Below are 18,831 nucleotides of genomic sequence, written 5' to 3'. Positions count from 1 at the left end.
ATTAAAATGAGAATTATCCCTGCGATAGATATAATAGAAGGAAAATGTGTTCGGCTAACTAAAGGCGATTACAACACCAAAAAAATATACAATGAGAACCCATTAGAAGTTGCTAAAGAATTTGAAACTAACGGAATAGAATATTTACACGTTGTTGATTTAGATGGAGCCAAATCTAATCGGATTATAAATCACAAGGTTTTAACACAAATCGCAACAAAAACAAACTTAAAAGTTGATTTTGGCGGCGGATTAAAGTCTAATGAAGACGCCCGTATCGCATTTGAAAGCGGAGCAAACCAGATAACAGGAGGGAGCATAGCAGTTAAAGACCCAGAAACTTTTATTAAATGGTTCACTACCTATGGAAAAGATAAAATTATCTTGGGAGCCGATTGTAAAAACAGAAAAATAGCTACCAATGGGTGGTTACAAACAGTTGAAATTGATGTTGTTGATTTTATTAGTACATATCAAGAAATTGGCATCACTAATACCATCTGTACCGATGTGGCTAAAGACGGGATGTTACAAGGAGCTTCTTTAGATTTATATTTAGAAATTTTAAGCAAAACTTCTGTCAATTTAATAGCGAGTGGCGGTGTAGCCAATATAAATGACTTATACCGATTGAAAGAAATTGGCTGTGAAGGAGCTATTGTAGGTAAAGCTATTTACGAAGGAAACATTAGTCTAAAAGAATTGCAAAAATTTATAAACTAGAACATGCTAAAGAAACGAATTATTCCTTGTTTGGATATTAAAAACGGACGAACTGTAAAAGGGGTCAATTTTATAGCTATTAAAGATGCTGGAGATCCCGTTGAGCTGGCAAAACAATATGTACAACAAGGAGCAGATGAATTAGTTTTTCTAGATATTACAGCAACACTAGAAAATAGAAAAACCTTAATTACATTGGTAAAAACAATCGCTCAAGAAATTAATATTCCTTTTACCGTTGGTGGTGGTATTAGTACTGTTGAAGATGCAGTAGCCTTAATACAAGCAGGAGCCGATAAAGTAAGTATCAATTCTTCCGCAGTAAAAAATCCACAATTGATTACCGATTTAAAAAATCGATTTGGAAGTCAGTTTGTTGTGGTTGCCATTGATACTAAAAATGTAAACGGAGAGTGGAAAGTGTTTACAAAAGGAGGCACTTTTGAAACTGAGTTCGAAACGGTAAGTTGGGCTAGAGAAGTAGAAAAATTAGGAGCAGGCGAAATTTTATTAACCTCTATGAATAGTGATGGAACCAAAAGCGGATTTGATATTGATGTAACCAAAGTAGTGAGTTCTTCTGTAAATATTCCTGTAATTGCGTCAGGTGGAGCAGGAACAGTAGAACACTTTACAGAAGTTTTTACAAAAACTCAAGCTAGTGCTGGGTTAGCAGCGAGTATTTTTCACTTTGGAGAGATACCAGTACCCATACTAAAAAGCGAATTAAAAAAACAAAACATTCCCATACGATGAATATAGATTTTACAAAAGGAAACGGACTAGTTCCAGTCGTAATTCAAAACAACACTACTATGCAAGTGTTGATGTTAGGTTATATGAATGAAGAAGCCTTTCAAAAAACACAAGAGGAAGGCAAGGTTACTTTTTATAGCCGAACCAAAAAAAGGCTGTGGACAAAAGGTGAAGAATCAGGAAATTTTTTGTGGGTAGAAGGTATTCAGGTAGATTGTGATAATGATACGTTATTGATAAAAGTTAGCCCTGCTGGACCAACCTGCCACAAAGGAACCACTTCTTGTTTTGCTGAAGAGACTTCGAAAGGTTTTTTATATTCCTTAGAAAGTATTATTTCTGATAGAATAGATAATGATGTTGAAACATCGTATACAAATAAGCTTTACAAGAGAGGGATTAATAAAGTAGCTCAAAAAGTTGGAGAGGAAGCTGTTGAAGTAGTTATTGAAGCGAAAGATAACAACGATGAATTATTCAAAAATGAAGCAGCCGATTTGTTATATCACTATTTAATTTTACTAAAAGCCAAAGGGATTAATTTAACGGATATTGAAGATACTTTACAAAGTAGAGTAAAATAAAGGTAGTATTTTTGCACTATGAAAGAAGCCTTACATCAATTATTTATCGAGTTTCAAAACAGCATACAAAAAAACGATTTTGTAAAGCTAACGCTCAGTAAACCTATTCGAAAAAGTGATGACTTATCGAATGTATATGTTCGTCAAATTACCCTAAGAGGAGAAACACATTTTCAGTTTTTATACCGATATACAACAAACGATCAAACAAAAAACTATTCGTTTGAAGAGTGTATAGAAGAATTAACTCATTTACTTTCAGTGAAATTTAGGGCAGCAAGCTTGTTTACGTTGACAAATGATTTATTGGTGTTTGTTTCTAAAAAGAAAAAAGTAAGTTATAAAACTACACAGCCTAGTTTTAAGAACAAATTACCTGAAACTCATGATAAGCCTAAGGAGAAAAGAGCTAAAAATAGTGATTACTTATGTTTTTTAGGAATAACATCTAAAGAAGGAAAAGTAATTCCTAAAATGGCCGATAAATACCGTCAAATTAACAAGTATCTTGAAATAATAGAAACTCAAATACAATCGGTAAAACTACCTAAGCATATCCATATTGTTGATATGGGATCGGGAAAAGGATATTTAACTTTTGCGTTGTATGACTATTTGGTTAATCAAAAGGGGTATGAAGTAAGCATAACAGGGATTGAATTACGAGAAAATTTAGTTGATTATTGTAATGATATAGCAAAGAAATGTGGATTTAAAGGACTGCTTTTTGTAGCCCAACCAATTCAGGATTATGATCGTCATAAAATAGATATTTTAATTGCTTTACATGCTTGTGATACTGCTACTGATGATGCTATATATAAAGGCTTGGTGTCAAAAGCAGAGTTAATTATTTGTGCTCCGTGTTGCCATAAGCAAATTCGCCAACAAGTTAAAGGAAAAGAGCAGGAGAGTCCGTTGTTAAAATACGGTATTTTTAAAGAACGACAGTTTGAAATGGTGACCGATACCATACGTGCTTTAATTTTAGAAAAAAATAATTACAGTACGAAGGTTTTTGAGTTTATTAGTAACGAACATACACGTAAAAATGTAATGTTAATTGGTGCCAAGTCGTCTAAAAAAGTAGATAAGAAACGTATTGAAACTAAAATTTTAGACTTAAAAGAAGCTTACCAAATAGAGCAACACTATTTAGAGAGCTTGCTATAATATTTTGTAATGAGCACCTCTGTTAGTAATGTATTTAAAGATTTTCAGCTAGAAAAGGATGAGTTAAAAGTAGTTGAGCGTATTTTTTCAGAAGTATCCTATACAAAAGGAGAAGTCATTTTGCACACCAATGAAAAAGTATATTACCAATACTATGTAGTAAAAGGTTGTGTACGAACATTTTTTATGGATGCTAAAGGAAAAGAGCACACCATACAGTTTGCTATTCACGATTGGTGGATAAGTGATTATATAGGATATTTTTCAGAATCAACCTCTGTACTTACCATTGAGTGCATTACAGAGGCTACTGTATTAAAAGTAGCTAAGAGTGATTTAGATGATATTTATGAAAAAGTACCTAAAATAGCGCATTTTTTTAGAAGAAAGTTAGAACGTTCAACGGTACGATTTCAAAAGAGGATTTTGAATAACTTGGTGTTATCAGCCAAAGAACGGTACCACTTGTTTTTACAAACTTATCCAAATATAGAGCAGCAAATTAAAAATTATCATTTAGCATCCTACTTAGGTATAACCACCGAAAGTTTAAGCAGAATACGAAAAGAAATTCCTTAGTTTCTTTATTACCATAGATCAATTTTTTTTCAATTTTCATATGCTAATTTTGAGCTAACTTAAAAAATAGAGATATATGAAAAAAGTAGTATTTGTTCTTACCAGTCACGATGAACTAGGAAGTACAGGAGAAAAAACAGGGTTTTGGATTGAAGAATTTGCGGCACCTTATTATTTACTAAAAGATAAAGGAGTAGAAGTAACTTTAGCCTCTCCAAAAGGAGGTCAGCCACCAATTGATCCAAAAAGTAATGAGCCAGATTTTCAAACACCTGCTACACTTCGTTTTAATAAAGATGAAGAACTTCAAGCTGTATTGGCAAATACAATGAAGTTAAACGAAGTTAAGGAGGTTGATTACGATGCAATTTTTTATCCTGGAGGACACGGTCCTTTATGGGATTTAGCTGAGAATAAAGATTCTGTGACTTTAATAGAAGCTTTTTATGCTAATAGTAAGCCAGTAGGAGCTGTTTGCCATGCACCTATTGTATTAAAAGAGGCAAAAGTAAACGGAGAACCTTTAGTAAAAAATAAGAAGGTAACAGGTTTTTCTAATACAGAAGAAGAGGCAGTGCAGTTAACTTCAATTGTACCATTTTTAGTGGAAGATGAACTGAAAAATAACGGAGGAATTTATAGCAAAGCAGCAGATTGGCAAGAATATGTAATTGAAGATGGAAATTTAATTACGGGACAAAACCCAGCGTCATCAGCATTAGTTGCAGAAAAATTATTTGCTAAATTATAGTTGCCTAACAATAGGCGCTCAAGGAAAAAATCGCTTACAAATATTGATAAGCGATTTTTTCTTTTTCAAGAATAAATAAAAAGGTTTTATTGTATTTTTAACTCCTTTCAAAACAAATAAAATGAAAGAATCTAAACCACTAATAATAGCTGCTTTTATTGCTATTTATGTTATTTGGGGATCTACCTATTTACTAAATAAAATTGTTGTAACTGAAGTTTCTCCATTATTATTAGCTGCTATCCGTTTTTCTATATCAGGAGTATTAATTATGTTAATTGCTAAGTTTTTAAAAGTGCCAACTAAAGTAACCAAAAAGCAACTTTTAAACTCAGGAATAGCAGGTTTTCTCTTTTTAGTGTATGGTAATGGAATGTTTGTTTGGGCTTTAAAGTTTGTCGATAGCGGTTTCGGGGCTTTATTGGCAGCAACACAACCCTTGTTTGTTTTGTTATTACTACGCTTAATAGATGGGAAAAAGATGCAACGTCAATCTATTATAGGGGTAGTTTTAGGAATTATAGGGATGTATTTATTAGTAAGTCAAAATGAAATAGCAACTTCAAAAGATATGCTGATAGGAGTTTTTATGATCTTTTCTTGTGTCTTAAGTTGGAGTTACGGTAGTGTATTTGTGGCAAAAGCAACACTTCCTAAAAATTTCTTTGTTAGCACAGGCTATCAAATGCTTTTTGCAGGTGGATTACTTTTTATTGCTTCGCTGGTAGTAAAAGAAACGTGGATCTCTCCTTTAAATTGGTCTTTTAAAGCACAAGGAGCTATGTTTTTGTTAATTGTTTTCGGAAGTATTGTGGCGTTTACTTCTTTTAATTATTTATTAAAAATTGTTCCAACAGAGAAGGTGTCAACATCAGCATATGTAAATCCTGTAGTAGCTTTATTTTTAGGATGGTATTTTTTAGATGAAACCTTAACAATACAATCTGTTATTGCTTCAATTGTATTGTTGTCAGGAGTTTATTTTATTACATCAAGAAAGCGAATATCAAAATTGAAAGTAACTTCTAAACCCCAAAAAGTATAAACAGTTTAACTTTGTACACTTAGCGAAGAGCTTGTTTTTAAATACTTTAAAAATGGAAGATTTTAGTGTTGGCTTTGTAATTTTACTTCTTTTATTAATGCTAAGGTAACTTCATAAATAGGCTGTTGTATCATCTTACTTTTTAACCAAGCATAGAAACTCATCACAAAAATATCTTCTTGTTTCGCTCCAACAAAAACAAATGAGTTTTCAACCAAGTAGAAAAAGTCAGGAGTGGTTACGGTGTCTGGATTTTTATAATAGTGCTCTACTAATTTTAAAAATGTGATGACTCTTTTTTGATTGATCTCTAATAAAAAGGGAATATACTTTCGTTTAAAACTTAGTAACCTAGATTCAAATAAATCTATGTTTTGTAATTCTAAATGCAATAGAATTTCAATTAAATTCTTTTTTACAGTCCATTCAATTCCAACTTTATCTATATACCACTGATCTGAATGATAAAAGGTATGGTGCAATTGCAACGCTTTCCTAAACTCATTACTTTGAAAATAAAAAGTAATGAGACTTAATTTTATTTCTAGCACCGTTTTTATATCAGAATGCTTTTTTTTCAAAACAGTTTCTAATAGCCTCGTTGCCGTGTCTTGATGGTTCGTGTAATTATAATTTAACGCCAATAAAAGCGTGTAATTCAAATAAAAACTAGTAAAATACTTTTTTTTATTCTGTAGCATATAAGTATGCATGCTATTTAAGTACTCCACAGATTCTTTGAATTTTTTGTTTCTAAAAAATGTATTGGCTATTAAATACAAAACTCTAATATGATAAAAAACCTGTTTTTCTTTGCCTTTTTTTTTATTTAAAATGTGATAAGTTTCAGTTAAAAAGATTTCCGTTTTTAAGTAATCATTATGAATAAAGGCAGAAATATTGATTATACTAATTAATTGATATAGAGATTTAAAAGATACGTCTTGTTGTATATTAATTTGATGCTCTTTAAAAAGAGCATCAATCAACGATTGAAAATTCAAACCCTGTTTATATGAATTTACTTTTAGTGTGTCTCTAACTTTTGCATATACAATATTTAATTCTTCTTCTAAGAAAAGATTTCTTTGGTTTTCTTTAAAAGAGAGAATCGTTTCATTTAAATTAATACGAGAATTGGTATGTGCATACTGAATTTTAGTGTGGTATATTTCATTTAAAATAGGGAATAGTTGCTGCTCTTTTGCAATAACTTCTGCTTTGTCTAAAATTTTATAAGCAGCCTTGTAGTTTTTATGAAATAAAAAATCTCTAGCAGCTAAAATATATTTAATCAAAAGCATGTCTATTGAATTTTCACCTTGAATTCTATTATTGGCCACAAAATCAATTAATGATTCATACAAGCGTTGTTTAAGGGTATAAAAGGCTTCTCTTTTTTGTGCCCCATACAATTCTTTACAAATGTGCTGTGTGGAAGTTTTTCCCTTTTGAGCTAGTTTAAACAATTGAATATTTTTCGTGTCTGTCCTTTTGTTTCTCTTTTCTAAAAAGACAATAAAACGTTGTTGTTCTTCTAAAGAAAAAGAAGAAATAACATGGTATAATTCTTTCATTTAATCGTTATCTATCTTGCTTATTTTATTAGTAAATATAGTATTTTATTGTTTTTATGTTTAGATTATATCGTTAGGTTTTAATTAAAAATGTTTTTAGTAATGATGCAGGATGATGCATTTTTGAGGTATAATTAAAAACCAAAAGTTATGAACAATCAATCAGCTTGGTCATCAGATCAAAATAAGAAAACAAAAAAAGAAAATAAGAAGCTCTTAAAAGCATACAATCAGAAACCTACTTCGGCGTACATTGGAGCTTCGTGGGTAGCTTTATTCATAGGAATTTCTTCTTATTGTATTGGTTTATGGAATGTAGAAATGGAGCTTAATGAGAAAGGGTATTATTTTACAGTGTTACTTTTTGCTTTATTTTCGGTAATATCTGTACAAAAATCAGTAAGAGACAGATTAGAAGGAATTAAAGTAACGGAAATTTACTACAGTATTAGTTGGTTTACAACCATTGCTTCTATCATTTTATTAATAGTAGGGTTGTGGAATGCCAACTTATTATTAAGTGAAAAAGGGTTTTATGCGATGTCTTTTGTGTTAAGCATTTACGCAGCAATTTCTGTGCAAAAAAACACCAGAGATATAGAGTGTATAGAAAAAAGAGAGGAGAAAGAAGAGATTTAATATCCTCAACTTTTACAGCAAAGTAAAACACTTAGGAAACTATTTTCTAAGTGTTTTTTATTCTTAACAAGAACTATATTCCATTCCCTGATAAGTTAATTACCAATTCCCCCATCTCGTGCCTTATTATAATGATTCCTTTTCTTGTACCTAATTGAGTAGGAGTAAAAATAACGTTAAAATAAGTAGCTTTTGTTATACTTGTACCTATTGATAGACCTTCAACCTTAAAGTCTTCACGGTGTTGACCTTCAACTTTTATTCCAGTAATCCTTATATCTAAGTTACACCCATTTATTAGATTAACTTCTATATACTTACTCGAATAAACTTCAGCTTCTAATTTGTAATAATCATCTTGAAAAGTTATATCAGTATCAATACAAGAAGGAGTGTCATTTTCTGCTTCTAAACAAGATGTGAATGAGATTAAAGTAAATAGAAGTAAAAAAGAGAATTGAAAATATTTCATAGTTTTTTTAGTCAGCAAATTTAAAAAGTTATTCGAAATACACTAATGATTCCACCAAACCATAAAAAACTTAAAAAGTTCGCCATTTGGTTTCTTTAGCCAACAAAGAGGAGCATTTTCTTCATTTAAAAATTGTTGAAGTTTATTTTGAAAGACTTCAAAAGTCAACCAATTAATATTTGAGTGTGGATTTACTAACCAGTTATGTTTAGTTGGAATATAGAATTTACAATCGGAAAATTGCGGTAACTCGTTCGGGTAGATATAAAACCCATAAATACACTCATTATTTAGTTGTTTAAAGTTTTTTCCAAAGTCTTTTAAAGGAACAAATAATTGTGCTTTAAAATATACTTGTTGTATTATTTCATCTACCCCCAACTTTAATTCATCTAAATAAGTTTTAGTATGATTGGAGTAGAGTAGTGGTAATTGTTTTTCTTGAAGTTTTGTTAGCTTTTGAATAAGAGAATCACGTCGGTTAGGACCAATCCAATGTTCAATTTCAGAATTTCCAATAGTTGCATCATACAAATAAAACTTATATATAATTTCTAAATGAATTGGTTTGTTTTCTTTTAAGAGTAAACAATCTAATTCACCCACGGTAATTTTTTTTTGTTGAATTTGAATGTTTTCTGCAAGAATTGAAATACTAGCAAGTTGGTTTAACTCAAATGAAACAAAGCGTTCAACCAACTTACCTAGGCGTAGTTTTTGTGTGATTTCTTGGTTAAACGAAGTGGTTTGAGTTATTGAAATAGGGAATTGTTCTAAATTAAAAACACCTTTTCCATACCATAGAAAAGGTGTTTTAAAAAATCCTTCGTATTGTAATTGTAAGTCTTTTTGTTTTTGGTGCATAAAAGATTTACTCTTTAATTCCTAGTGTATCCAATACTAGTTTGGTAATGTCAAAACGCTCATCTATATACCCAAACTCGTTTCCTGTAGTGGTTAAAATTTGCGTATAACCATTTGCTTTTGCTACTTCTGCTATTACCTCTTTTAATTTTTTATATAAAGGGCGTAAACTCTGCTCTCTTTGCACTTGCATCATAGTTGTTCCATTCTGACGGAATTTACTCATTTCTAACTCAAGTGTTCTTAATTCTTGGATTCTGGCTTTTTTATCCTCTTCTGTCATTAGCTTTTCTTCAGCCTTAAAAGAATCTACCTTGGTTTTATATTCTGTAGCTTTTATTTGAAAACTAGAATCTAGTTTTTTTCCATAATTTTCTACTCGCTGTAAAACTCCTTTCATTTGCGGCATTTTGCTAATGATTAATTCACTATCTACCGTTCCAACTTTGGTTTGAGCATTTGAAAATCCAATAAAAAATATGGCTAATATAAAAGTGATGTTTAGTTTCATGTATTTCTGTTTTTTGACAAATATAAAAAAGTGATGTTTGTGGTGTTCTTAAAAAGCGTTAAAGTTTATTTTCTATAGTTCTTATAATATTTTGAACCTCTTCTTGAAAATCAAACCATAAAATGTTAGCATCTTTACGAAACCATGTTCCTTGTCGTTTGGCAAACCTTCTTGAATTTTTCTTTATTTCTTCAATGGCAAATTCTTTAGTGAAATTGCCTTCGAAATACTCAAACAGTTCTCTATAACCTACTGTTTGTAGTGCGTTTAGGTTTTTATGAGAGTGTAGTTTTTTAGCTTCTTCTATCAACCCTTTTTCCATCATAATATCTACACGACGATTAATACGGTCGTACATAATTTCTCTATCGGCAGCCAATCCAATTTTTATAGATTGAAAATTACGAGGAGTTTTTGGTTTGTTTTTAAAAGAACTATATGTTTTTCCTGTGCCAATACAAATCTCCAAGGCGCGGATTAATCGATGTGGATTATCAATAGCAATGGTATTATAAGCTTCAATATCAAGCTCTTTTAATTTGTTTTGAAGGTGTATTATTCCTTTGTTTTCTAACTCAGTCGTTAAATCTATTCTTATTTGTGTGTCTACATCAGGAAAATAATCCAAGCCTTTTAAAACAGCATCTACATACAAGCCACTTCCGCCCACCATAATTTGAATTGAACTTTTGGCAAACAATTGGTCCAAGGTTTTTAATGCCTCTTTTTCAAACTGCCCTACAGAATAATCTTCAAAAATACTTCTGTTTTGGATGAAGTGGTGTGGAGCAGCAGCTAGTTCTTCAAGATCTGGAACGGCTGTTCCTATGGTCATTTCTTTATAAAATTGACGTGAATCACACGAAATAATATCACAATTAAAATGTTGAGCTAGTTGAATACTTAGCGCTGTTTTACCAATAGCCGTAGCCCCAACAATGGTAATTAAGGTGTTTTTTTGTGACATTTAGTTCAATTTTGTTCCGCAATGATAACAAAAATCTGCGTCATCTTTATGGCCATCATAAGAACAATTAGGGCAAGATTGAGTGTTAAGGTGTACGTTCTTTTTAGTCATTTCAGAACTTACAATTCCCGTAGGTATTGCAATAATAGCGTACCCAATAATTACCGTAATACTTGCAATAAACTGTCCTAAAGCGGTTTGGGGAGCAATATCTCCATAACCAACAGTTGTAAGTGTTACTATTGACCAATAAATGCTTCTCGGAATACTTGTAAAACCGTTTTCAGCTCCTTCAATGAAATACATTACGGATCCTAAAATAATACAGATAATCAACACAAAATAAAGAAAGACTCCAATTTTAGCTTTACTAGCATTTAAAGCTTTTATTAACTGATTAGACTCTCCAATATATCTTGAGACTTTTAAAATTCTAAAAACTCGTAACAAACGCAATGCTCTTAAAGCAATTAAACTACTATGTGTGCCCACAAAAAAGAAGGTTAGGTACATAGGAATGGTAGACAGCAAATCTATCATACCATAAAAGCTGAAAATATACTTTGTAGGTTTTTTTATTGAAATAATTCTCAGAATATATTCAATAGAAAAAAAAATGGTAATTATCCATTCAGAAACGTATAAGAAGTTATGATGTTTGTTATCAAAACTTTCAATACTTTCAAGCATAACCAGTATAATACTTGCTAAGATTGCAAATAACAAGATGATGTCAAATAATCGACCCGCAGGGGTATCTGCTTCATAGATTACTTCGTGTAATTTTTCTCTCCAATTAAGTGCTTGATTACCCAAAAGATTAGTTTTTTGAATGCTTTATAGCAATATTACAAATTATTTTCAACTTGTAATCGCACTATTTTAAACACCTTGTTTTTTAGTAAATAGTTTTTAATGATGGTTTTCGCAAGCTCTTTATGTTCGATAGGAGTGAGCATTGATTTTAGAATAGACAACTGATGTTCTTGAAAAGCAAGATTGGTGTAAGTATAACCTATAACTTCATTTTTTTCAATTAAAATTACGGCGTGCTCTTCTGGAATTCTACCTTTATCAATAACAAGCATATTGTCGTGATTAAAGTTTTTGTCTGTGAGTTTTCTTTTTCTTATAATATTGTACTTAGGTTTTAGTTTTTCAAGTTCTAAATGGTATTTTAAACGGGTAAAAAGCATATTTCCGGTTTCTTCATAAGAAACCTTACTAACTCTTTTAATTACTTTTAGCGCTTTTCTAGTTTCTTTTAAAAAGAGCTTGTTGGTTTCTTGTTTTATGTTTTTACCTCTGCCTACAAAAATGATTGTTCCTTCGTGATTATGGACATAAAAAAGACCTTCTTTTTCAGGCAAACTATCTAATATTCGTTGGATGCGAAATTTTTCATGTCTGTTATCAAAATACTTTATAGATTGTTGGATAATACCTTTTTCAACATCCTTATCTATCAATAGCTTGAATAATTGTACCGTGGCCAATGCGTCACCTGTTGCTCTATGACGATCAGACATAGGAATTCCTAAAAATTTACAGAGTTTCCCAAGGCTATGAGAAGGAGATTCGGGGATGAGTTTTTTACTTAAAGTAACTGTACAGAGTGTGTTACGTTTGTACTGATATCCTAATCGATCAAATTCGGTACGAAGAATGCGATAGTCAAAATTAGCATTGTGTGCTACGATAAAGCAATCTTGAGTTATTTCAACAATTCTTTTTGCTACTTCATAAAACTTTGGTGCATTTCGCAGCATTTTATTATTAATTCCAGTAAGTTTTACAACAAACTCCTGAATTTCTCTTTCTGGGTTTATTAGGCTAATGAATTGATCTATAATTTGATGTCCGTCATATTTATAGATGGCAATTTCTGTAATTCCTTCTTCGTTATATTTTCCTCCAGTAGTTTCAATGTCTAAAATAGCGTACAAATCTCTCCCTTTTTTAAGCTGGTCTATGTAAATCTAAGCAATATAATTTCTAACTCCAAAAATAGAGCTTCCTATTCGTACCATGGTACTGCCATTTTTTATGGCTACTTCATAATCACCACTCATTCCCATAGATAGTGTTTCTAAATTAGGATAGCTTGCTTTATTCTTATTAAAGAAATTAGCTAGTGATGAAAATTCCTCTTGTAATTGCTCTTGGTTATCTGTAAAAGTTGCCATCCCCATTAAACCTACAATTTTTATATTTTCAAGTTCTTTTAATTCTTCTGAAGCTAAAATATTTTCAATATCTTCAAAAGGTAGTCCAAACTTGGTATCTTCTTTGGCTATCCTAGCTTGTAACAAACAATTGATAACTCTATTATGCTTTTTAGCCTGTTTGTTTATTTCTTTTAATGTTTTAAAACTATCTACACCATGAATTAAATCAACAAAGTGAGCCATGTATTTTACCTTATTACGTTGTAAATGACCAATCATATGCCATTTTATGTCTTTGGGTAATTCATCATACTTAGCTACCATTTCTTGTATCTTATTCTCACCAAATACTCGCTGACCAGCATCGTAAGCTTCTTGTAGGTCGGCAATAGGTTTGGTTTTAGAGACTGCAACTAAGGTTACATTTTCTGGTAGTGTTGATTTTATTTTTTGAAGATTTTCTTTAATTCCTGTAATCATAATAATTGTTTATCGGACCTTACACTAAAACTCGTAAATAGTTAAAGCACTTCTTAATTTAGGTTCTATATAGGTTGTTTTTGGAGGCATCATTAAACCAGCATCAACAATAGTTTTTAGTTCTTGAATATTGGTAGGTAACATTCCAAAAGAAACCTTAAACTCACCACTATCAACCTTTGTTTTTAATTCTAATCCGTCAGATTTATCTTGAGAATATACAATCTTAGAAGCATTTCTAATATCTTCAATTCCTAATATAGGTTCTAAAACGGTTGTGTATAAAATATAAGCATCTAATTCACTTAAACAGTCGGAAAACGCATAAGCTGACTTACGTAAATACAAGGCATAAAATTCACCATTCAAATACATGCTAAAATGGTGTTTCTCTTTAGGTCTGTACAACTCCTGACCTCGATTCTCAATTCTGAAATGAGTATCCAATTCTATTAAAAGTTCTTCAGGAGTCAATCCGTTTAAGTCTCTGATAAATCTATTGAATTCATAAATTTTTACCTGACTTTCAGGTAATAAGTAACTCATAAAAAAATTATACTCTTCTTTTCCTGTATGCTTAGGGTTATTTTCTGCTAAGTTTTGTGCTAATAAGCATGAAGATGTTGAACGATGATGTCCATCAGCAATATATAGCGTGTGAACTTTTTTGAAAGCTTCTGCTATTTGCTCTACATCTTTCGTCTCTTTTATAACCCATAAAAAATGTAAATCTCTATCAGATGTAGAAAACTCGTATTCGGCTCTTTCTTTCTGATATTTTTTTACAATAGCATTAATTACATCATTGTCAGGGTAGGTGAGTAGTACTGGTTCTGCATTAAAACCTGTATTTTTTAAGTAGTTTTCAAATAGCAATTCACGTTCCTTTAACGTGTCTTCGTGTTTTTTAATTACTTCATTATGATAATCTTCTACAGAAGTGGCTGCAATAATTCCGCAGAAATGATCGTTTGGAGTTATTTTTTGATATATGTAATAGGCAGGGATTTCATCTTGTTTAAAGACTTCATTCTCTTTAAATTCCAAGTAGCGATTGTGTACCAATTTAAAACGTTGTTCTCCTGTTACATCTTGTTTGTGATATTTATACCCAGGATTAATTACATGTAAAAAAGTGTACGGATTAAAATCGAGTTTGGCTCCGATTTCCGCAGGGGTATAAATTTCGTACGATTTAGAAGATACTAAAGCAACTTTATCGCGGGTAGCTCTAACAGCTTTAAACGGTTTTACAATTGCCATAGGTAATTAGCTTAATAATTCAATAATTTTATTGGCAAGCTCAATACCAGCTCTTTCTTGTGTTTCAATGGTAGAAGCACCAATATGAGGAGTCATTGATATCTCTGGGTTCATTAATAGTTGAATTTCAGGTCTTGGTTGATTTTCAAAAACATCTAATCCTGCATATTTAACCTTTCCACTTTCAATAGCCTTAATTAAAGCTACCTCATTTAAAACACTTCCATGAGAAGTGTTTATAATTCCTACCCCAGTTTTCATTTTATCAAACAAAGAGGCGTCTATTATATATTCTTCTTGTGCAGGAAGGTGTAGGGTTATAAAATCTGATTTAGACAGTACATTATCGATTGTTTCAGTTTCAATAAAGAAATCTACCGATTGACCATCAAAAAAAGGAATTGTGATGGTTGCATTATCTATTTCTGCATCAGTTGTTATTACTTCCATACCTAAAGCCAGTGCAGTTTTTGCAACTTCTTGACCTACGCTATCAAACCCAATAATACCTAATGTTTTACCTCTTAGCTCCGTTCCTTGCGAGTACTGCTTTTTTAAGGCATTAAAGCGCATATCTCCTTCTAAAGGCATTTCACGATTTGATTGATGTAAAAAACGAACCATTCCGAATAAATGTGCAAAGACCAATTCTGCAATTGAAGTTGCCGAAGCCTCTTCACTATTCACAACATGAACTCCGTTGTTAATTGCATAATCAACATCAATGTTATCCATTTCGGTTCCTAAGTAAGCAATAAGTTTAATACTTGGACAAGCATCTATTAATTCTTGTTGTACTTGAGTAGTATTTCCCACTACAATAGCATCAATAGCATGATCGTTTATATAATTTTCTAGTTGCTCTTGCGCCACTTTTGTAATTAAAACTTCAAAGCCTTTGTTTTCTAAAGCTTGTTTTCCGCTAGTGGAAATTCCATCATTCACTAATATCTTCATCCTTATTTTTATATTAAAATGTCATTGTAAAAAATGACGTTGTATCTAACTTATTCTTTCTAATTCTTGCATTACATCTACTAAAGCCTGTACGCTATATAGAGGCAAAGCGTTATACATGCTTGCACGATAACCACCCACACTTCTATGGCCACTCAATCCATTAATATTGGCTTCTTGCCACATTTGATCAAACTTAGTTTGCAAGTTTTGATCAACGAGGTTAAAAGTTGCATTCATATGGCTGCGATCTTCTATAGCAGCGACACCATTAAACAAAGGGTTTCTGTCTATTTCACTGTATAGTAAATTCGATTTTTTCTCATTCACTTTTTCGATAAATTCGATTCCTCCTAAATCTTTCAACCACTCTAAGGTTAACATGGAAGTATATACTGCAAATACAGGTGGTGTATTAAACATACTATCCTTGTTGATACATACTTGATAATTTAACATTGAAGGAATTTGACGCTCTACTTTACCTAAAATAGCTTCTTTAATCACCACAAGTGTAGTACCGGCTGGTCCCATGTTTTTTTGAGCTCCTGCATAAATCAAATCAAATTTTGAAAAATCCAATTGACGAGAAAAAATATCAGAACTCATATCGCATACCATAGGAACTGAAGTTTCAGGAAAACTTTTCATTTGTGTTCCGTAAATAGTATTGTTACTAGTACAGTGAAAATAATCTACATCTGTTGGAATAGTATAAGATTTGGGGATGTAGTTGAAATTTTGATCTTTTGAAGAAGCAACTTCTACCAAATCACCAAATAATTTAGCTTCTTTTATGGCTTTATCACTCCAAGTTCCTGTATTTAAATAAGCAGCTTTTTTATTTAGCAAATTGTACGCAACCATTAAAAACTGCATGCTAGCTCCACCTTGTAAAAACAATGCTTTATAACCTTTGTTTTCCAACCCTAATAATTCTAAGGCTAAACTTCTCGCTTTTTCAATTACCTCTACAAAAGGCTGGCTTCTGTGTGATATTTCGATTAATGATAAGTTGTCATTATTAAAGTTAATGATTGCTTCTGAGGCTTTTTTAAGTACCTCTTCAGGTAAAATACAAGGTCCTGCACTAAAGTTATGTTTTTTCATTTGTGTTGTTGTGTTTTGCTACACAAAGGTGCAAATTTATATAGAGACTCTTTTAAATTTTAGCTAAAAAATCTAGAGTATTTACACCATCGGCATAGTCCCATAACTTTGGGTGTTGTGTTTGCCCGAATGCTATTTCATTTTCAACAAAATTACTGGCTACGATACACTGAATTTGCGCTCGGTCTTCCCATAATTTAATTTTTAAATCGTCTGTATTGTCGTAATACTCGTAAAAAACAGAAGCAATAGGAGAAGCATAGCTCTGATCTTCTTTAATCATTAAAAAGCCGTTTTCTAAGATGTCAAACTCACTCATTAAGTACACCGCTTTGTTATAATCGTAGTTATTAGCGTACTTGATATTATTGATAATTTCGTGTTGCTTGTACATACCGTTGAAAAAAGCATCAAAATTATAGCCTTTCGGAATGAACACTTTAGAAACAGAACGACAACCTAACCCGAAATAACGAAAAACATCTTCGCTTAAGTTTTGCAATTGTGCTTCAGATTCGTTACCTGTTAATACAGCAACAGAATTTCTGTTTTTTCTGATGATACTAGGTTTATCTTTAAAATAATATTCAAAATAACGGGCTGTATTGTTACTGCCCGTGGCAATTACGGCATCGAAACCTGTTAATTTTTCTTCAGTAAACGTGATTTTTCCTTTTAATTCAGGGGAAACATATTCTAAGTATTTTGTTAAAAAAGGCAATAAATGTTTATCGTTAGACGATTGCTTAACCAATACGGAGTGTCCAGAAATTAGTACCGATAAAAAGTCGTGAAAGCCTACTAAAGGGATATTTCCAGCCATAATAACGGCTACTAATTTAGGGTTGTTGTTGCCTAGTTTTTCGGTAGCTACCCATTGAGTTAAGTTTTCTGAGGTGAGTGCTTTTGCCCAATTTTCTATAGAGAATAATATGTTTTCTCTGGTAAACCAGGTGTTGTTTTCTCCCGCTATTTTTAATTGGTGTTTAAATCCATCAAAAAATAACTCATTATATTCTACAGGTTCTTTTTTTTCTATTTTTTCTTGAGAAAATTGGCTTAAAAATTCCCCTAGTTTATGAAAAGCGTTAATTCTACTTTTTATACCATCCATTTATTTGGTTCTAAATTAAATTGGAACTATTTTTGCGAATGCAAAGTTACAAAACTGAAAGAGATTAATTATGGCAATTATAATAACTGATGAATGTATAAACTGTGGGGCTTGTGAACCTGAATGTCCTAATACAGCTATTTATGAAGGTGCAGATGACTGGAAATATGCTGATGGAACTGATTTAACAGGTAATATCGTTTTACCAAATGGTAAATCTGCCAATGCAGACGAAGATCAAGAGCCAATTTCAGATGAAATTTATTACATTGTTGTAGACAAGTGTACAGAATGTAAAGGTTTTCATGAAGAGCCACAATGTGCTGCTGTTTGTCCTGTTGATTGTTGTGTTCCTGATGAAGATAATGTAGAAACAGAAGAGGAGTTATTGGCAAAACAACGTTTTATGCATAATGATTAATAAAATCTTAGCTTCTCTAGCTAGAGTTAGAGTAAAGAAATAAAAAAATCCTGAGAGTATTGTATTCTCAGGATTTTTTGTTTTACAAATAACCAGTATTAAAGTTTAAATCCTAATCTAGTAAAGAAATAAGCACCGTCTGATCCCATTTGCACAGAATCTGCTAACCCACCTTGGTCTGTCCATCCATCAAATTGCGGAGTAGGGTATACATTAAAAATATTATTTCCTCCAATGGTAAAGGTTATTTTATCGGTAAAAGCATAGCTCAAGCTTAGGTCTGTGGTAATTTTACTTTCATAAGTGTCGGTTGCAACAGCGTATAATGCATCTGCTTCTGCTTGTGTGGTAGCAGGTGAATCTACCCACTGAAAATCTTGTAATTGGACTTCACTAAACTTTGTAAAGTTTAAAGCAACATCTAGTTTTTTGTATCCATATCCAAGGTTTAAACCGAATTTATGATCTGGAGCAGCAGCTTTTAAATAAGCTTCAGAAAAAGGACTGAAAAAAGTAAACCTGTTTAGGCTTCCATTTTTTATTTTTTCAATTTTAGTATCGTTAAAGTTTCCTACCAATCCTACATCTATTCTATGATCTTCAAAAGATTTTTTATAGTTTAGAACAATATCTAATCCTTGAGTTTTGGTGTCAACACCATTGGCAAAGAATTGCGC

22 protein-coding genes are annotated in these 18,831 nt (G+C 31.7%); 9 read left to right on the top strand and 13 right to left on the bottom strand.

The features are described 5' to 3' along the window. The first annotated feature begins 6 nt into the window (after positions 1-6). From hisA to ACN0WY_RS05190, 7 genes are all read left to right on the top strand, one after another. Entirely contained in the window at positions 7-723 is a 717-nt protein-coding gene (gene hisA, locus ACN0WY_RS05220) for a 1-(5-phosphoribosyl)-5-[(5-phosphoribosylamino)methylideneamino]imidazole-4-carboxamide isomerase (RefSeq protein ID WP_330486806.1), read from the top strand. A gap of 3 nt (positions 724-726) precedes the next feature. Further along, positions 727-1,479 carry an imidazole glycerol phosphate synthase subunit HisF gene (hisF, locus tag ACN0WY_RS05215; protein WP_417799724.1) on the top strand — a complete coding sequence of 251 codons (753 nt, stop codon included), beginning with the start codon at positions 727-729 and terminating at the stop codon, positions 1,477-1,479. After that, positions 1,476-2,063 carry a bifunctional phosphoribosyl-AMP cyclohydrolase/phosphoribosyl-ATP diphosphatase HisIE gene (hisIE, locus tag ACN0WY_RS05210; protein WP_417799723.1) on the top strand — a complete coding sequence of 196 codons (588 nt, stop codon included), beginning with the start codon at positions 1,476-1,478 and terminating at the stop codon, positions 2,061-2,063. The genes hisF and hisIE overlap by 4 nt, the downstream gene beginning before the upstream one ends. A gap of 18 nt (positions 2,064-2,081) precedes the next feature. Further along, positions 2,082-3,236 (top strand): SAM-dependent methyltransferase, encoded by a 1,155-nt coding sequence (locus tag ACN0WY_RS05205; protein ID WP_330486803.1) that lies wholly within the window; start codon positions 2,082-2,084, stop codon positions 3,234-3,236. Between the two features lie 9 nt (positions 3,237-3,245). Beyond that, positions 3,246-3,815: a Crp/Fnr family transcriptional regulator gene (locus tag ACN0WY_RS05200; RefSeq protein ID WP_330486802.1), complete on the top strand. Its 570-nt coding sequence runs from the start codon at positions 3,246-3,248 to the stop codon at positions 3,813-3,815. 76 nt (positions 3,816-3,891) lie between these two features. After that, positions 3,892-4,566: a type 1 glutamine amidotransferase domain-containing protein gene (locus ACN0WY_RS05195; RefSeq protein WP_417799722.1), complete on the top strand. Its 675-nt coding sequence runs from the start codon at positions 3,892-3,894 to the stop codon at positions 4,564-4,566. A gap of 121 nt (positions 4,567-4,687) precedes the next feature. Next, positions 4,688-5,611, top strand: a complete 924-nt coding sequence (locus ACN0WY_RS05190) for an EamA family transporter (RefSeq protein ID WP_330486800.1) — start codon at positions 4,688-4,690, stop codon at positions 5,609-5,611. Positions 5,612-5,673: 62 nt separating this feature from the next. Here ACN0WY_RS05190 and ACN0WY_RS05185 read toward each other — a convergent pair whose 3' ends face one another. Next, complete coding sequence (locus ACN0WY_RS05185; RefSeq protein ID WP_417799721.1) at positions 5,674-7,188, bottom strand: hypothetical protein; 1,515 nt, start codon at positions 7,186-7,188, stop codon at positions 5,674-5,676. A 150-nt stretch (positions 7,189-7,338) separates the two neighbouring features. Between ACN0WY_RS05185 and yiaA the strand changes: the two genes are divergently transcribed. Further along, positions 7,339-7,827: an inner membrane protein YiaA gene (gene yiaA / locus ACN0WY_RS05180; RefSeq protein WP_330486798.1), complete on the top strand. Its 489-nt coding sequence runs from the start codon at positions 7,339-7,341 to the stop codon at positions 7,825-7,827. Positions 7,828-7,900: 73 nt separating this feature from the next. Here the strand turns inward: yiaA and ACN0WY_RS05175 are convergent, their stop codons facing one another. Genes ACN0WY_RS05175 through ACN0WY_RS05125 form a run of 11 tightly spaced genes read right to left on the bottom strand, consistent with a single transcriptional unit; the run spans position 7,901 to position 17,733 of the window. Continuing rightward, entirely contained in the window at positions 7,901-8,299 is a 399-nt protein-coding gene (locus tag ACN0WY_RS05175) for a hypothetical protein (protein WP_417799720.1), read from the bottom strand. Between the two features lie 42 nt (positions 8,300-8,341). Next, positions 8,342-9,163 carry a DUF1853 family protein gene (locus ACN0WY_RS05170; protein ID WP_417799719.1) on the bottom strand — a complete coding sequence of 274 codons (822 nt, stop codon included), beginning with the start codon at positions 9,161-9,163 and terminating at the stop codon, positions 8,342-8,344. A 7-nt stretch (positions 9,164-9,170) separates the two neighbouring features. Then, positions 9,171-9,674 carry an OmpH family outer membrane protein gene (locus ACN0WY_RS05165; RefSeq protein ID WP_330486795.1) on the bottom strand — a complete coding sequence of 168 codons (504 nt, stop codon included), beginning with the start codon at positions 9,672-9,674 and terminating at the stop codon, positions 9,171-9,173. Between the two features lie 58 nt (positions 9,675-9,732). Then, positions 9,733-10,641, bottom strand: a complete 909-nt coding sequence (miaA, locus tag ACN0WY_RS05160) for a tRNA (adenosine(37)-N6)-dimethylallyltransferase MiaA (RefSeq protein WP_417799718.1) — start codon at positions 10,639-10,641, stop codon at positions 9,733-9,735. Beyond that, on the bottom strand, positions 10,642-11,457 hold the full coding sequence (locus ACN0WY_RS05155) for an ion transporter (protein WP_417799717.1): 816 nt from the start codon (positions 11,455-11,457) through the stop codon (positions 10,642-10,644). A 32-nt stretch (positions 11,458-11,489) separates the two neighbouring features. Beyond that, entirely contained in the window at positions 11,490-12,587 is a 1,098-nt protein-coding gene (locus tag ACN0WY_RS05150) for an exonuclease domain-containing protein (protein WP_417799716.1), read from the bottom strand. A 33-nt stretch (positions 12,588-12,620) separates the two neighbouring features. Continuing rightward, complete coding sequence (locus ACN0WY_RS05145; RefSeq protein ID WP_417799715.1) at positions 12,621-13,289, bottom strand: YggS family pyridoxal phosphate-dependent enzyme; 669 nt, start codon at positions 13,287-13,289, stop codon at positions 12,621-12,623. Positions 13,290-13,313: 24 nt separating this feature from the next. After that, positions 13,314-14,552, bottom strand: coding sequence for a DUF1015 domain-containing protein (locus ACN0WY_RS05140; protein ID WP_417799714.1), 1,239 nt, complete (start codon positions 14,550-14,552; stop codon positions 13,314-13,316). A gap of 6 nt (positions 14,553-14,558) precedes the next feature. Further along, entirely contained in the window at positions 14,559-15,509 is a 951-nt protein-coding gene (locus ACN0WY_RS05135) for a D-2-hydroxyacid dehydrogenase (protein WP_417799713.1), read from the bottom strand. Between the two features lie 45 nt (positions 15,510-15,554). Beyond that, positions 15,555-16,619, bottom strand: a complete 1,065-nt coding sequence (gene serC / locus ACN0WY_RS05130) for a 3-phosphoserine/phosphohydroxythreonine transaminase (protein ID WP_330486788.1) — start codon at positions 16,617-16,619, stop codon at positions 15,555-15,557. A gap of 52 nt (positions 16,620-16,671) precedes the next feature. Further along, positions 16,672-17,733: an acyl-CoA reductase gene (locus tag ACN0WY_RS05125; protein WP_417799712.1), complete on the bottom strand. Its 1,062-nt coding sequence runs from the start codon at positions 17,731-17,733 to the stop codon at positions 16,672-16,674. A gap of 70 nt (positions 17,734-17,803) precedes the next feature. Here ACN0WY_RS05125 and ACN0WY_RS05120 point away from each other — a divergent pair, with 70 nt between their 5' ends. Next, positions 17,804-18,154, top strand: coding sequence for a 4Fe-4S dicluster domain-containing protein (locus ACN0WY_RS05120; protein WP_047788857.1), 351 nt, complete (start codon positions 17,804-17,806; stop codon positions 18,152-18,154). Positions 18,155-18,252: 98 nt separating this feature from the next. On the opposite strand, the gene ACN0WY_RS05115 is transcribed toward ACN0WY_RS05120, so the two are convergent. Further along, positions 18,253-18,831 (bottom strand): TonB-dependent receptor domain-containing protein (locus ACN0WY_RS05115; RefSeq protein ID WP_417799711.1); only part of this gene is annotated, 579 nt, incomplete at its 5' end.

The organism is Tenacibaculum sp. (assembly GCF_048269885.1).
Lineage (GTDB): Bacteria > Bacteroidota > Bacteroidia > Flavobacteriales > Flavobacteriaceae > Polaribacter.
The sequence above is the reverse complement of the archived record's forward strand: the minus strand, read 5'-3'. Positions and strand labels throughout refer to the sequence as shown.